Here is a 15,574-nt window from a genome sequence, read left to right as displayed (position 1 = left end):
AGGTCCTCGAAAGTTGGGATGAAAAAATGGCGCAAACCGCAGAGATTCTGTTGCTTGCGCCATTTCGGACTTGTCGCAGAGACGTCTTACTTGCCGTAGATGTCGAAGGCGAAGTACTTGTCCTGGATTGCTTTGTATTTGCCGTTTTCGCGGATGACCGCGATGGCAGTGTTGATCTTGTCTTTCAGGGCGTCGCCCTTGCGTACTGCGATACCTACGCCGTCGCCGAAGTATTTGACGTCGGTGAAGGCCGGGCCAACGAACGCGAAGCCTTTGCCGGCGTCGGTTTTCAGGAAACCATCGTCCAGCAGGGTGGCGTCAGCCACGGTACCGTCGAGACGACCGGCAGCCACGTCGAGGTAGATTTCGTTCTGCGAGCCGTACGGCTTGATCTCGGCGCCCAGTGGAGCGAGAACTTCGCGGGCGAAACGCTCGTGGATCGAGCCACGCTGTACGCCGATGTTCTTGCCTTTCAGCTCAGCCAGACCTTCGCTGACCTGAGTGCCGGCCTTCATGACCAGACGCGCCGGGGTGTTGTAGTACTTGTTGGTGAAGTCGACCGACTTCTTGCGATCTTCGGTGATCGACATCGACGACAGGATGGCGTCGATCTTGCGCACTTTGAGAGCCGGGATCAGACCGTCGAACTCTTGCTCGACCCACACGCACTTGACCTTCATCTCTTCGCACAACGCGTTGCCGATGTCGTAGTCGAAACCGACGATGCTGCCGTCCGGTGCTTTCGAAGCGAATGGAGGGTAAGCCGCTTCGATGCCGATCTTCACAGGTTTTTCGTCAGCGACGGCATTCAGCGACAGCACGGACAGTGCCAGGGCGCCAAGCAGCACAAGTTTCTTCATCTTGGGACTCCATCGGTAAAGGGCAAAAACGGCAGAGTGAGCGACAGCCCAATATGCGAATGGGTGAATCGGAAATCGGTTGCGCATCGGCGGAAATTTCCCGTTGAAACCGCAGGCGATTTCAACGTCAGCCACGATGAGCGAGTGATCGGCATTCTAACGACAGGCCCGAAGCCGATATTTCTTCAATGCGACAACTAATTACAGATGCACCGAGAAAGCGGTTTGAGCTCATTGACAGCCCTGCAATTTCATGCAAGAGCGAAAGACAGTGAACCGATACATATTGCAAGTTGCGGGCCCATTATTCGCAAACCCTTCTAATCCGGCAAGCGCAGCGTTATGTCTTATTTTTCCGCGGGGCTTTGGCGGCTCTAAAACGGCGCACCGCGTTTCCCTTCGCCCCGGTTTGGCGCGGGCGGTTACACATTGGGTTGTGGCGGGTAACAGCGGGAAAGGTCTGACGGTGCAGATCGATAATTATTGGTTGGGGTGTTGCGGTTTCCTACAGCTGACTACTGCGGTGTCTGACAGATCGCCTTCGCGAGCAGGCTCGCTCCCACATTTGAAATGCGCCCGTTTCCTTGTGGGAGCGAGCCTGCTCGCGAAGAGGCCAGCCCGATCGACACAAATTCACCAGACACAAAAAAGCCCCGCCCGGCATCACCGGACAGGGCTCCTATGTTTCTAACGCTTAAGCAACATTCATGGTCTTGTGCGTATCAATCAAATGCTGCACCACACCCGGATCCGCCAGGGTCGAGATGTCGCCCAAGCCATCGTATTCCGCCGTGGCAATCTTGCGCAGGATGCGGCGCATGATCTTGCCCGAACGGGTCTTCGGCAGCCCCGGTGCCCACTGGATCACGTCCGGCGAAGCGATCGGGCCGATCTCCTTGCGCACCCAGTTCTTCAACTCCAGACGCAATTGCTCGGTCGGCTCCTCGCCGTTCTTCAAAGTCACATAGACATAGATGCCCTGCCCCTTGATGTCATGCGGCACACCCACCACCGCAGCTTCGGCAACTTTCGGATGCGCGACCATCGCGCTCTCGATCTCGGCGGTGCCCATGCGGTGGCCGGAGACGTTGAGCACGTCGTCCACGCGCCCGGTGATCCAGTAGTAACCATCGGCATCGCGACGCGCGCCGTCACCGGTGAAGTACATGCCACGGAAGGTCTTGAAGTAGGTATCGACGAAACGATCGTGATCGCCGTACAGCGTACGCGCCTGACCCGGCCACGAATCGAGAATCACCAGATTGCCTTCGGCCTCGCCCTCGATGATGTTGCCGAGGTTGTCGACCAGCGCCGGCACCACACCGAAGAACGGACGCGCCGCCGAACCCGGCTTCAGCGCGTGAGCACCCGGCAGCGGGCTCATCATGTTGCCGCCAGTCTCAGTCTGCCACCACGTATCGACGATCGGGCAACGCGACTTGCCGACATTCTTGTAGTACCAGTCCCAGGCTTCCGGGTTGATCGGCTCACCGACCGACCCGAGCAGGCGCAGGCTGCTGCCATCGGCGCCTTCCACGGCAGCCTGACCCGAGGCCATCATCGCGCGGATCGCGGTCGGCGCGGTGTAGAGGATGTTGACCTTGTGCTTGTCGATGATCTTCGCCACCCGGGTGATGTCCGGGTAGTTCGGCACACCTTCGAACAGCACGGTGGTCGCGCCGTTGGCCAGCGGGCCGTAGACGATGTAACTGTGGCCGGTGACCCAGCCGACGTCGGCGGTGCACCAGTAGATTTCGCCCGGACGGTAGTCGAACACGCGTTCGTGGGTCATCGCCGCATACAGCAGATAACCGCCGGTGGTGTGCTGCACGCCCTTCGGCTTGCCGGTGGAGCCGGAGGTATAAAGGATGAACAACGCTTCTTCGGCGCCCATCTCTTTCGGCGCGCAAACGGTGCCCGCGACCTTCATCAGGTCTTCGTACCAGATGTCGCGATGCTGGTTCCACTTGATGTCGCCACCGGTCCGCTTGCAGACGATGACTTTCTGGATGCTGCTGGTTTCCGGGTTGGTCAGGGCGTCGTCGACGTTGGCCTTGAGGGAAATCTTCTTGCCGGCACGGATGCCTTCGTCAGCGGTGATCACCACTTTCGAACGGCAATCGATGATGCGACCGGCCAGGGCTTCCGGCGAGAAACCGCCGAACACCACCGAGTGAATCGCGCCGATCCGGGTGCAGGCCAGCATGGCGACCACGGCTTCGGGAATCATCGGCATGTAAATGGTCACCACATCGCCACGGTGCACGTCCTGACCACGCAGGGCGTTGGCCAGTTTGCACACTTGCTCGTGCAGTTCGCGGTAGGTGATGTTGCGGCTTTCGGAAGGATCGTCGCCTTCCCAAATGATTGCGACTTGGTCGCCGCGCTCGGCCAGATGGCGGTCGAGGCAGTTGTAGGAAACGTTCAGGGTGCCGTCGGCAAACCACTTGATGTCGACATGGTGATCGTCGAACGACGTCTGCTTCACCGTGGTGAAAGGCTTGATCCAGTCCAGACGCTTGGCTTGCTCGCGCCAGAAGCCGTCAGGGTTGACGACCGACTGCTGGTACATGGCTTTGTAAGTCGCCTCGTCAGTCAGCGTGTTTGCCAGAACCTCGGGACGAACGGGATACAGAGAAGCCGCACTCATCTTTCCTACCTCGGTGTAATAGTTGTTTTTGTATGACCCCGTTGTAGCCGGGTGGGGGCCATAGAACCATTCGACGATGGTAGTAACAAGCCCCTACAAAATGTCCGCATTCCATGTGGGAGCTGGCTTGCCAGCGATGCAGTCAACGCGGTCCGTCAGGCAAATCCCATCCGGCCAGACACCAAGACCTCAATCGATTGTTACCAAATCTATCAAAAGTGTTTATCAAAACCGCCCCTGTTTACCTGCATCCCACCGCCCTAAAATTCACCTCGCCAACAAGGCAACCGCGATTAACAACGTTACAGCCCCCACGAAGGCCGTTAATCCAGCTCTCCAAGTAACGAATCAAATACTCAAGCTCCACACGCAACCCTAAAAAGGTTGCGTGACCCCACTCGACCTCAAAAAGGTGAATTAGAAATGAAAGCTTTATTGGTTCTGGCCCTCAGCAGTCTGTGCGCAACCGCCATGGCAGATGAGGTCCCGACTGATGTCGCACAGCAACAACCGGTCATCGAGGAATACACTTACTCCACGCATCTGGACATCGCCAAAGTTGTATCGATGAGCGACGTTCCGAATGTCTGCGAAGTAGTACCGGCAAAAATGGAATACGACGACTCCAAAGGCCAACGCCACATCTTGCGCTACAGCATCATGGGCAACGGCTGCACGAACTGAATCAGACTGCACCGAATCGGATCGCTCAGCGCTACATTGAGGGTCGATTCCAGCCCGGCTTCGGTCGGGCTCAGTTGTGTCTGGAGCCGTGAAAAACGCTTGCAAAACACTAGATATAGTGAAAAACCCGATTTTCTGGCTATTTTTTAAACAAAAAACCACCTGCCAAAAAATTAACGAAAAAAAATCTGCTCGGGCCAATTCCGCGCAAAGCCCTGTAATCCCTCGGTCGGACCGAAATCCACCCCCTCCTCGGCCTCGCCATGAGCCGATTCGCCGCACCACGCCGGTAAAAATTTCCCTATAATGCCGCCCTATACGGGTCAGCAATATTCCCTTACAGGGAGCAAAAGCCATTCTGAAGCCCCGCAACAGTGCCCGACGCTGATTGCGCCCATCAGAGGCTCTCGGAACCCGTCAAAATTTCTGTTTATTTGCCTGCGTGCAGCGCTGCAAAAAACGACATCCAACGCGGCTTGTTTGGCCGTGTGAAAAACCAACCCTTCAGGTTTCACACGGGCACAAGCCCTCACGCAGGAGACGACACGTCATGCTGAGCTGGGACGAATTCGATAAAGAAGACAGTGAAGTCGCAACCGTGAAAGGCGCCAACGCCGGCCACGCAAGCGAAGCCAACATGGACCGCCTCGACAACGCCGGCGGCGCCGCAGCGCTGGAAGCCCGCGCCGTCACCGCCGACGACTCGGCCGCCGTGGCCCGCGCCAAGGCTGCACTGAACTCCCTCGACGTCGCCGAAGGCCTCGCCGAACTCGAAGGCGCCTCCGCCCGTGTCGCCGTTGACGAAAAGCGCATGATCAACTGCCGCGCCGACCTCAACCAACTCGTGCCATTCAAGTACGACTGGGCCTGGCAGAAGTATCTGGACGGTTGCGCAAACCACTGGATGCCACAAGAAGTCAACATGACCGCCGACATCGCCCTCTGGAAAAACCCGGAAGGCCTGACCGACGACGAGCGCCGCATCGTCATGCGCAACCTCGGCTTCTTCTCCACCGCCGACTCCCTGGTTGCCAACAACCTGGTCCTGGCCGTGTACCGCCTGATCACCAACCCGGAATGCCGCCAGTACATCCTGCGCCAGGCTTTCGAAGAAGCGATCCACACCCACGCCTACCAGTACTGCATCGAATCGCTGGCCATGGATGAAGGCGAAATCTTCAACATGTACCACGAGATCCCATCGGTCGCGAAAAAAGCAGCCTGGGGCCTGAAGTACACCCGCTCGATCTCCGATCCGAAGTTCGAAACCGGCACCCCGGAAACCGACAAAGAGTTGCTGCGCAACCTGATCGCCTACTACTGCGTTCTGGAAGGCATCTTCTTCTACTGCGGCTTCACCCAGATCCTCTCCATGGGCCGCCGCAACAAAATGACCGGCGTCGCCGAGCAGTTCCAATACATCCTGCGCGACGAATCCATGCACCTGAACTTCGGCATCGACGTGATCAACCAGATCAAAATCGAAAACCCACATTTGTGGGATGCTGAGATGAAAGAAGAAGCGACCCAGATGATTCTGCAGGGTACGCAGCTGGAGATTGAATACGCACGGGATACCATGCCTCGCGGGGTGTTGGGTATGAACGCGGCGATGATGGAGGACTATCTGAAGTTCATTGCGAACCGTCGGTTGTCGCAGATTGGTTTGAAGGAAGAGTATCCGGGGACGACTAACCCGTTCCCTTGGATGAGCGAGATTATGGACTTGAAGAAAGAGAAGAATTTCTTTGAGACTCGCGTGATCGAATACCAAACTGGTGGTGCTCTGAGCTGGGATTAATAGTCTCGCTTGGCATGATTTGACGATTGCGGTTTGAGTCGGCGAATCGAGAAAGCAAAAAGCCCCGATCTGATCGGGGCTTTTTTGTGGGCGATCGGCGAGCCTTTTTACGCCTACGTCACAGCGCTCAATCTCCTACAGCACTTACAGTCGCTTCCCATTGAAGCCTGCTGCGAGCACTACTAAGCTCTGTGGCAGGTGCCTAAGAAACGCCCAACGTAGAAAGCTTCGTCAGTGACACAGACGCGTAATTCGTCGGTGACAACTGCTCTGCTCGTTGGGATTTTTTAAGTCCGCTCTACGTTGGGGTCAGGCCCGCCCAAAATCCATAACGTAGAGGTCATAGATATGTCGGATCCATGCTCGGTAACTGTTTTCTCTCGCCACAACCTTTCTCTACATGCCCTTCTACTCGAAAATCAGCCATGGTTCTCCGCCCGGGATGTTGGCCGTTTGATGGGCTTCCACCTGAATGATCGGGTGGTCAACAAGCTAGATAGCGACCAGCGCCGCGTTATGTGGATTGAGTACTTTCGAGAACCTGAACAGCATCTGATGCTCAGTGAGTCTGGGGTTTATGCGCTGTTGGTCTATCACTACGTTCCGGGAAATCGGTTATTGCGTGAATGGCTCACCAACGAGGTCGTGCCGACCTTGCGTGACGCTGCGGATTCGGGAGATTCAAATCGGCCAATGTTGAGCTTGTTGGATTGGCCGGAGATGTCGTTGAGTTTGCTGCATTGGCAGGATGAGGGCTGGATTCGGCTAAGGGATATGCCTTACCTGTTAAATATTCAACATCCACGACGAGCTTCGGTAGAGAAGCCATGGTGGCGAAGGCTTACTCAGGTGTTTCAGTCTGCGAAACACTCGATGGGTTAGAGATGGGTTTGAAGGGTCGCGCAGGATTCACCGCTATTTTCTGTAGGATTTTTCGTAGACAAATGTGATGGCCACTCAGTATCGTCCGAGGGTTCTCAACCCTCGGCGAATGTATGGATACGGAAAAAAGCAACAGCGATTGGAGTGACTTGGAGATTGAGGCAGCAGTGGATGCCTATCTTAGTATGTTGTCACGCGAACAGAGTGGCCAGAAATTCATTAAAACTGAAGAGAATCGTATCCTCCGCGATGGCGCGCTAGCCGATCGCAGTAAAGGATCAGTTGAATTTCGAATGCAGAACATCTCCACAGTTCTTGATGAGATTGGACTGCCAAGAATTAACGGGTACAAACCAGCCAAAAACATTGGAGCTAATGTTAAGAGTAAAATCATTGAGATACTGGCTAAAAAAAATCTCATTAACCTCGACACTTTCTCCGACACCAAGAAAGGCAGATGCGCCTGGGTATTTCAATACACTCCAGATAGTTCGTTTGAACGGAGATGGCTTTCCTCAAAAGAGCGCAATGATACGGTGCCTTGGGAAATTTCAGGTTATCAAGATTTAGTACGTGAAGGCGATTTGGTTTTTTTTTGGCAAGCCCATGCGAACGGCGGGTTACGGGGCTGGGGAGAAATCGAAAGCGGTGAAGTATTTGCGGTGAGAGACAATAATATTGGCAAAAACTACCGAATCGGAGTTAAAGAGCGTTGCTGGCTAGAACCACCAATCCCAAGAGATACTATTTTTTCTTTTGGAACGATAAACAACAGAAAAGATTTACACAGTAAAGATCTAACCTCACCGCTAACTCCTGCAGAGGCAACGCAACTTGCAGACCTGCTCCAAACTTCAGAAAGACCAAACACTAAAAGATTAATAACACACACCCAAAGATCACAACACTTTAAAAACACATCAGAAAAATCCGACCCTGCACAAAATAAAATAAAACAGATCGAAAACGAAGAAGCTCTCGAAGTTCTATTCCACAGCGACAACCCTTGGGCAATAGGATTGGAAGACAAAATCGGCGTATTAGATGAAGCCAAAGCAATGGCAGCACTTGCTATTCATACTGATGAACCTCCATTAGCTATAGGCATCTTAGGGGACTGGGGCACTGGCAAATCTTTTTTTATGCGCTTAATCTACCAAGAAATTGAAAAGCAATCTGCCGACACCGTGCTTATACGCTTCAATGCTTGGCATTTTGTCGAAAACAATCTTTGGGCAAGCCTAGTCGACCATATATTTACAGAGCTTGATCAGTGGATAAGTAAAAAAGAAACGGCTGAAAAAAGAAAAATCTTATCAGAACAACTTTTTGAGAACCTCTCAACCTCACAAGAGCTAGCACTAGAAGCAGCAGAAGAGCTTGTTAATTGTCGTAAAGCACAAGCTGTCGCCACCGAGCGCTTGGAAAAAGCAGAGCAAAATACTAAATTATTTTGGCAAGCCGTAGCCCAAACATTAAAAAGCAAAATAACCTGGAGAAAAATTAAAACGGCTACTGAGTCTCTAGGCTTAGGAGAACTGTTTGACAATACCGAAAAGTTAAAAGATACAATTGATAGCCTAAACACTCAAAAAGCTCGAACCAAAGCAATAAAAAAAGGCTTATTTCAGCGTCTTGGAAGCTGGCCCGTCGTTCTAACTGGGTTAGCTATCATTTTAATTTTACCTCCCGCAGTCTCAAAAACTTATTTAATACTTAGCGAAATATTCCAAACTGAAATACAGTCACTAACCAAAGAACTACTAACACTAAGCACACCAATTCTCTGCATCACATCGGGAATTGCTTGGTTGACGAACAGAGTTCGTAAAGCTGTAAATGAAGTAGCAGATTTCCGTAAAACCTTTGAAGAGGTCATCCATCAGCAAAATATTTCACGTTCGCAGTCACTCTCTAGCCTAGTGGCTGATGTAGATGCTGCTCGAAGCTTGCTGACGACAACCACAGAAAAAGTAGTTGAGGCTACGCGTGAATTTGATGCAGGGACAGGCCGAGGTCGAATGCTACGCTTTATCCGTGAGCGGGCCAACGATGGTCATTACGCTAGCCATTTAGGGCTTGTTGCGACTATTCGTAAGGACTTTGAAGAGTTGTCTCGAGGTTTAAGAGCGGATTCTGAACCTACAAATAATAAATACCTTGATGAAAGCTTCAAAATTAGGCTGCTAGATCTATTAGACGAGCAAAAAAATTACCTCAAAGACGCAGACAAAGAAAAACTCGGCTCATTGTTAGAATCCACCTCAACTACTGAAAACCAATCATTCAAGAGAGTAGTACTTTTTATTGACGATTTGGATCGCTGCCCCCCTGAAAAAGTAGTTGAAGTACTTCAAGCAGTGCATTTATTACTAGGCTTTCCACTTTTCATTGTTTTCGTCGCGGCAGATGTACGATGGGTCAATCGTGCATTGGCAAAGCACTATCCCGACTTGCTCAACATCCCGCAAAATGAAAGCGTAGAGAATCAAAATGGGGCAACAGCACATGACTACCTGGAGAAAATATTTCAGATCCCTTACTGGGTAAGGCCGATGAGCGATGATGCTAGTTCAGCACTATTGGAGTCGCGAATTCGTAGAATTAGCAAAAACTCGACATCAAACCCTTCGCTTACGCCAGACAAAAATGCAGACTCTCATCTAAACCAAACTATCGACTATACAAACTCAATATCCGAAGAAGTCGGTCGTGACGAACAAAATAGTATCTCCGCCGACTTCAATCATCGTGCAACCAGGCTCAGCTTTAGTGGTGCCGAACGAGATTTCCTAAGCCAGTTGGCACCTTTTTCTGGAAACACGCCTCGGAGGGTACTGCGATTCATTAATACATACCGCATTATAAAAATAAGTTTATCAGATGAAGAAAATGAACTTCTAGAACAAAGGTATTTCCGAGAACTACTCTTGCAACTAACGATAAATACTGGTGCACCAGAAGTATTTGAAAATTGGTCAAATTTCTTGCAGCAACATGCCAATACGTCAGACATGGCCACCCTGCTTGAAGAAATGCGACAACAGGCATGGTATAACCAACCTTCTGTAAACAGAGTACTACAAGGTGCTGTGCAGGTTTATCTAAACACCGAAACATCTGGAAATGTACGGGATGCTGTTGAGTCATCAAAACTAGTGAAACGATATAGTTTTACAGGATGAAATTTGTTCATTTATCGCCTTAGAAGCAGGTACCCAATGAAATTCGATCTCGCCTACTGCCTCAGCCTCGACGACAAGTTGTCGATCTATGATGTTCGCGATCTCAATTTCGATGAGACGGTGGCGTTTGACTCGGCGAAGGAACACTTCCAGTGCCCCAACGATGCTTGTCGTTCGGCGTTCGAGGCTTCCAATGAGTTGGGTACGTTCAACGCCAAGAATGTGAATTATGTGCGCACGCCGCACTTCAAGAATCTGCCGACCACGCAGCATGTGGCGGGTTGTCCGTACGTGAGTTTGAAGGCTTCAGCGTCTGGCGTTGAAACGGCGGATGGCGAGGTGGATGACGGGCGTGAGGAGCATTTCCCATCGGAGTTATTGCTGACCCGGCGTGAGTATGTACGCAAGCCTGTCACGCCAGCGGGGGCGGCGGATGTGTTGCGCGATGACCCGGTGCGGGCGGCGGCGGACAGTGGTAAAGAGTCGGTGGGTCGTGAGTCGGCGCCGGACAAGACCAGTGTGTTTGCGCATCCGGTGGAGTGTTTTGTTTCCAACTTCGCCGACAAGGATTTGCTCAAGCGCATGCCGTTGAAGATTGGCGAGCATACGGCGCCGTACAGTTCGTTCTTCAAGAAGATCGAGTATCTGACGGACAACAAGGGGCTGATTTACTGGGGGCGGATCAAGAAGATCGAGGACTTCCACAGTGCCAGTTTTCGAATCGACTTCGAGGACAAGGTCTGGTTCAAGAAGCCCGAGGACAGTAAGAAGAAGCCGTATCCGGTCAGCGTTTATCTGAACAAAAAGCTCATCGACAACTACCGCAAGCGCAAGGCGTTTCTGGAGGAGATCAAGCACGCGGTGGATAGCGACAAGGCGTTGTTCTGTTTCTTCTATGGGGTGACGCCGGAGTTGAAGCAGGTGCCCGGCAAGAAGAACCCCGAAAAGCCTTTCGAGGTCTTCAATGCCAATATCGAGAACCTGGATCACTTCATTATTCGTGAAGCGCCGGGGTTGGAATGAAAGTTAGCTTTCGGGCAGTTGCAGTTTCACGGCACCCGGATGCTGCTTGAGCAGACCATAGGGTAGAACGCCCCATTCGACGTATCCGCAAACTGCCATGACATGCGGATAGGACGGAAAAAAGGTGACGCCTTTTTCTCCAAACTGCCACATAGGAAATTGCCAGGGTTCTGGCTCGTCATAGCCGCAATCATTTTCGCCCTCAGCGACAACGGTCATTTCGGTAGGGTAACGCTTCGACAATTGTTCGACGAGCCAAGGGGCGAGTTCTTTGGCGCGGTAATTGGAGATTTCCTCCGAAGATGCGTCAGGTGATTCTTCATGATGTAGCGGCTCGCCCTGGCCCACCCACAGCACATCTTCAAGGCTCAACAGGTGCCCAGTCCGCGTATCGAAGTTCAGCGATTCATTATTTTGATCAGGATACGCACCGCCGCAATAATACTCGGTGGAAACTCGCACGCTCATGACTGAAGACGACATCCACAGCGGCTGCGCGGATTGCCTGTAACTCCCCGAACAACCGTAATGCTGCGACACTTCGCTCCATAACCGCGCCCTCAAATATTGATTGATGCGTTCCTGCGCTGCCGGGGCGTAACCCGATACCACTTCAAACAGCGAAGCCCCCGACTTCGGCTCGCTCCACCATTGCAGGGTGTAGCCCATGAAGGTTTCGGTCTTGCCTTTCTTCAACAGCAAACCCTGAAGCCGCAGGTATTCGTAGGGCTGCGTGTCATGCAGTTGCGCCAGATAAGGCGCGGCATCTGCAGGAACATCAGGAAGCCTGGCGGGTTGTAAGTCTACTTTTAGCGTTTTTCCGGAAGGAGCCTTCCACTCGCCGCTCCAACCGCTGAGTGTGGGCAGCAAGCGCAAGGTCGGGCGCGAGTCACCGTCCATTGCAGCGCCTTCCAGCATCACCAACGCGTCGCCGTCTTTACTAGTTTCCAGCGCAAGGTCGGTTCGGTATTTTCGGTAAAAATAACGGCCTTCGTTGTAGCGCGCGTCGAGTTCAACAACAATCGCGGCTTTACCCAAGGTGCCGGTGAAGACTTGCCTGTTGTCTTCGGCCCAGGCGCGCGGTGAGAGACATAAAGCTATAAGTGCTAAAGCCAAGTTGATGCGCAACAGTCCAAGATGCATCGTTTCATCCTTGAATGAGCGGGCCGTTGCCCGTAAAAAAGCGTCGCAGATGGTGACGGGCCAAACTCAGTTCCTAGAATTCTGCCTCTCATACTCTTCCCTAAAAGCCTTGCGCTCCATCTCCGCGATCTCCCGCGCGACTTGATGCCGACGCTCTTTCGCAGCGTGCAGCTGGACATCATCGAGGAAGCAATAATGGCGCAGCCAGTGAAGCGTCATTTCCTCGTCCGGGAAGTAGTAGGACTTGGCTCCCTTGCTGTTTCTTGGCGTGTCGTTCATTTGTTCGTCGAAAACCATCGCCGTGACTTCATTGGGTGGCAAGCACCCTGTTCCAGCGACCTTGTTGCGGAAACACCAGGCAATTTCATCAATGTGTTTTTGCGCGCTGCGATGGCCGCGCCGATAGAATCGCTGGTGCTCACAAGTCTGTTGCATCCGCGCCAACATCACCTCGGGGTCTAGCCAATGTCCGAGGCCATGGTTTTGGGCATTGATCATCAGGCCATTCACCCAACGCTCGGTGAAGCGCAGAACGAACTCGTGATCATCGGCCTTTTTGGCATCAGCCAGGATCACGCAATAGCGGGTTTTGATGTGCAGGACCAACAACACATGTTTGCGCTGCACAGTGATCGCATGAACCAACCACTGTTCGTCCGCGCCGTTCTGCTCATCATCCTCAATAACTGATGACGGCGGTTTGGTGTCCACCGGCGTGATCGTTTGGCCTTTATGAACACGGCTGAAGAACTTACTGGCGGCTTCGGTGCAATTGAAGATCAACATTCAGGTTCTCTTGGAAGCGCGGGTGACATTGGGTCAGTCATCTCGAACGATCTCTTCGACCCACTCAATTTCGTAAGCCCGACGTTCAATATCAGAAGTCAGCTTCTGCACTTCCTCGCTCAGAATCGACAACTCCGCATGGGTCAATAAATCATGCGAGACCATGAGCGTCAGTTTCCAAAGCGCGGAGGAACGAGCCAGTCCATCGAACATGCGAGCCATGTCGCGGTTTCGATCATTGATCAAGCCGTAGATCATGCCGTAGCGGGCATGGGCCGACAGCGCACCGTGCAGTGTGATTGTCTTGGTATCGGCGAGCACACCTTGGCAAAAACGGTCGAGCGCGACTTTGCGCAGTTGCTTGAATTTCTTCCAGTCACTTTCACTGATCGACATGACGTTCCCCGTGTGTTCTGTTTGACCTCAGCAAGATTAACCCGGTTGACCGCATTAGCTCATCTCGTCCACATACCCAGCATCACTAGCATAAGTAAGCCAACATAGATCTGGGCATGCATTCTATCCGGTATCCGCCCAATCCATCGCGCAGCCAATCTGATCCCCAGCAACGAGCCAACCGTCAGCAGCGCAAACGCCAGCACATCGACATACCCGATATACCAAACGCCCAGATCAGCCCCGGTGAAACCGGCCAGCGCCATGTACGTCAGTGTGCCGGCCAACGCTACCGGCACGCTGAGCGGATTGGCCAGCGATGTGGCTTGCGACATGCTCAACCCGCAACGGCGCAGCAGCGGCACGGTCATGACGCTTCCTCCTACGCCGAGGAAGGTTGCGATGGCGCCGATACCTACACCGCCGGCGGATGTTTCCGTCATGGTCAGTCGCCGTGGGAATGTGGTTTGGGACTGTGTGAGAAATCCTCGGCGCAGCAGGCAATCGACGATGGTCACGCCCAGGTAGGCGATGAAGGCGTAGCGGATCATTTGACCGCTGACCCACATCGCAGCGATTGCACCGACGACAGCGCCCCCGCCGATAAACCCGCCCAATGGCCAGAGGTAGTCCCGGAGCAGATTGCCAGCGCGTTGGTGTTTGCGTGTGGCGATCAAGGCATTGACGATCATCACGCAGGTCGAGGTGGCCACGGCGATGTGCATGGCCGATTGCGCGATGGGGTCGCCGGCTGCGTGGCTGGCGGTGAGCATCCGATAGAGCAGCGGCACAATGACGAAGCCGCCGCCGAAACCGAAGAGCACGGCGCTGATGCCGGTGAGGCAACCGAACAGTGTAAGCAGGAGGTAGAACATGGTGGGCGTCCAGGATCGGGGAGCCAGGACATTAGAGCGTGATGCACTGGCCGGCTTCAGTAGTTGGGCCAATAATGTTCGCGTTTACGCCAATCGCTGGAACACGCCTGATGCGCAATATTTCGATCAATCAGCTCGATGACACGCCTCGCCCGGTCGTGGCCATCGGTACCGATTATTCCCACGGCCACCTACTCCCGTTTCATACGCATCGCCGTGGCCAATTGCTCTACGGCGCAACAGGCGTGATGCAAGTCAGCACCCGGAACGGTAATTGGGTGGTGCCGCCGCAGCGCGCGGTGTGGATTCCGCCGGGCGTGGCCCACGAGGTGTTGATGCTCGGGGTGAGCACGCGCAGCCTTTACATCGAACCGGGCAACGTGGAATTGGGGTCGGACTGCCAAGTGCTCAACGTGTCGCCGCTGCTGCGGCATTTGCTGATGGAAGCGGTGGACGTGCCACTGATGTACGACCAGGCCGGACGCGACGGTGTGCTGATCAACTTGCTGTTGCATGAACTGGCACGCAGCGCGCCCCTTGCCCTACACATTCCCATGCCAGCCGAAGGAAAGCTCCTCAGTCTGTGTCAGACCTTTCTGAACATGCCCAATGCCCACCAATCGCCGCAGGATTGGGCCGATCAGTTACACATAAGCTTGCGCACCTTTAACAGATTGTTTCGGCAGCAGACCGGGCTCAGCTTTCGTCAGTGGCGCCAGCAGGCGTGCGTCGTGCAGGCGTTGGCACGGTTGGCGGCGGGGGAAGCGGTGACGCGGATCGCCCTGGACTCCGGCTACGAAAGCCCGGCGGCGTTTTCGACGATGTTTCGGCGTGTGCTGGGACAGGCACCGTCCGTCTGGTTGGAGCCGACGAACTAGGCAAATTCGAAAAATGCGTTTGATCCCGGCCGAAAACAACTGTACAAAAACACAGTATATTTTCAATCAGCACTTTTGAGCCCGGAGCACACCATGGCCTCTCTTGCGATGAACCACGTCCTCGAACGCATTGCCCTTTTCCAGTTCACCCCGACCCACTGCGTCCAGGCCCGCGCCATGCTGGGCTGGAGCGTTGAACAACTGTCGCGCGAGGCCGAAGTGGCAGTGGCAGATATCCAGCGTTTCGAAGCGCAGCAGGACGTGGCGGACGCCGCGAGACTGGCACTGGCTTATCGGTTTGAAGCGCAGGGGTTGGTGTTCTTCCCGGGGTTTGCACCGGGGCGCAGTGTCAGGGCGCAGGGTATGGCGGGGGAATCGGTGGGGCGTGGGGATTATGCGATGGCTGATTAA

At 53.7% G+C, this 15,574-nt stretch carries 13 protein-coding genes; 7 read left to right on the top strand and 6 right to left on the bottom strand.

What is annotated here, in order from left to right; all coding sequences use genetic code 11:
• Positions 1-86: 86 nt before the first annotated feature.
• Positions 87-860: an ABC transporter substrate-binding protein gene (locus tag AB4N47_RS03485; RefSeq protein WP_460154415.1), complete on the bottom strand. Its 774-nt coding sequence runs from the start codon at positions 858-860 to the stop codon at positions 87-89.
• 694 nt (positions 861-1,554) lie between these two features.
• Positions 1,555-3,510 carry an acetate--CoA ligase gene (gene acs / locus AB4N47_RS03480; protein WP_016773581.1) on the bottom strand — a complete coding sequence of 652 codons (1,956 nt, stop codon included), beginning with the start codon at positions 3,508-3,510 and terminating at the stop codon, positions 1,555-1,557.
• A gap of 423 nt (positions 3,511-3,933) precedes the next feature.
• Here acs and AB4N47_RS03475 point away from each other — a divergent pair, with 423 nt between their 5' ends.
• The 5 genes from AB4N47_RS03475 (at position 3,934) to AB4N47_RS03455 (ending at position 11,085) form a co-directional block, all read left to right on the top strand.
• Positions 3,934-4,194, top strand: a complete 261-nt coding sequence (locus tag AB4N47_RS03475) for a DUF2790 domain-containing protein (protein WP_024014021.1) — start codon at positions 3,934-3,936, stop codon at positions 4,192-4,194.
• Between the two features lie 550 nt (positions 4,195-4,744).
• Positions 4,745-5,995 (top strand): ribonucleotide-diphosphate reductase subunit beta, encoded by a 1,251-nt coding sequence (locus tag AB4N47_RS03470; RefSeq protein ID WP_016773579.1) that lies wholly within the window; start codon positions 4,745-4,747, stop codon positions 5,993-5,995.
• A gap of 348 nt (positions 5,996-6,343) precedes the next feature.
• Entirely contained in the window at positions 6,344-6,877 is a 534-nt protein-coding gene (locus AB4N47_RS03465) for a BRO-N domain-containing protein (RefSeq protein ID WP_341638983.1), read from the top strand.
• Between the two features lie 113 nt (positions 6,878-6,990).
• Positions 6,991-10,062 (top strand): P-loop NTPase fold protein, encoded by a 3,072-nt coding sequence (locus AB4N47_RS03460; protein ID WP_341638982.1) that lies wholly within the window; start codon positions 6,991-6,993, stop codon positions 10,060-10,062.
• 36 nt (positions 10,063-10,098) lie between these two features.
• Positions 10,099-11,085: a hypothetical protein gene (locus AB4N47_RS03455; protein ID WP_341638981.1), complete on the top strand. Its 987-nt coding sequence runs from the start codon at positions 10,099-10,101 to the stop codon at positions 11,083-11,085.
• 3 nt (positions 11,086-11,088) lie between these two features.
• Here AB4N47_RS03455 and AB4N47_RS03450 read toward each other — a convergent pair whose 3' ends face one another.
• The 4 genes from AB4N47_RS03450 to AB4N47_RS03435 form a co-directional block, all read right to left on the bottom strand.
• Positions 11,089-12,228, bottom strand: a complete 1,140-nt coding sequence (locus tag AB4N47_RS03450) for a hypothetical protein (RefSeq protein ID WP_460154414.1) — start codon at positions 12,226-12,228, stop codon at positions 11,089-11,091.
• A gap of 66 nt (positions 12,229-12,294) precedes the next feature.
• Positions 12,295-13,014 (bottom strand): DUF6933 domain-containing protein, encoded by a 720-nt coding sequence (locus AB4N47_RS03445; protein ID WP_281878095.1) that lies wholly within the window; start codon positions 13,012-13,014, stop codon positions 12,295-12,297.
• Between the two features lie 33 nt (positions 13,015-13,047).
• On the bottom strand, positions 13,048-13,410 hold the full coding sequence (locus AB4N47_RS03440) for a hypothetical protein (protein ID WP_281878097.1): 363 nt from the start codon (positions 13,408-13,410) through the stop codon (positions 13,048-13,050).
• A 59-nt stretch (positions 13,411-13,469) separates the two neighbouring features.
• Positions 13,470-14,285, bottom strand: coding sequence for a sulfite exporter TauE/SafE family protein (locus tag AB4N47_RS03435; RefSeq protein ID WP_341638977.1), 816 nt, complete (start codon positions 14,283-14,285; stop codon positions 13,470-13,472).
• A 110-nt stretch (positions 14,286-14,395) separates the two neighbouring features.
• On the opposite strand from AB4N47_RS03435, the gene AB4N47_RS03430 reads away from it, so the two are divergent.
• Together AB4N47_RS03430 and AB4N47_RS03425 are read left to right on the top strand one after the other, a co-directional pair.
• Positions 14,396-15,163, top strand: coding sequence for an AraC family transcriptional regulator (locus tag AB4N47_RS03430; RefSeq protein WP_281878101.1), 768 nt, complete (start codon positions 14,396-14,398; stop codon positions 15,161-15,163).
• A 93-nt stretch (positions 15,164-15,256) separates the two neighbouring features.
• A complete protein-coding gene (locus tag AB4N47_RS03425; protein WP_136492883.1) occupies positions 15,257-15,574 on the top strand; it encodes a helix-turn-helix domain-containing protein in 318 nt (105 codons plus the stop codon).

It is taken from the genome of Pseudomonas sp. S3_G06 (genome assembly GCF_054667565.1).
This window is presented reverse-complemented; position numbering and strand designations above follow the sequence as displayed.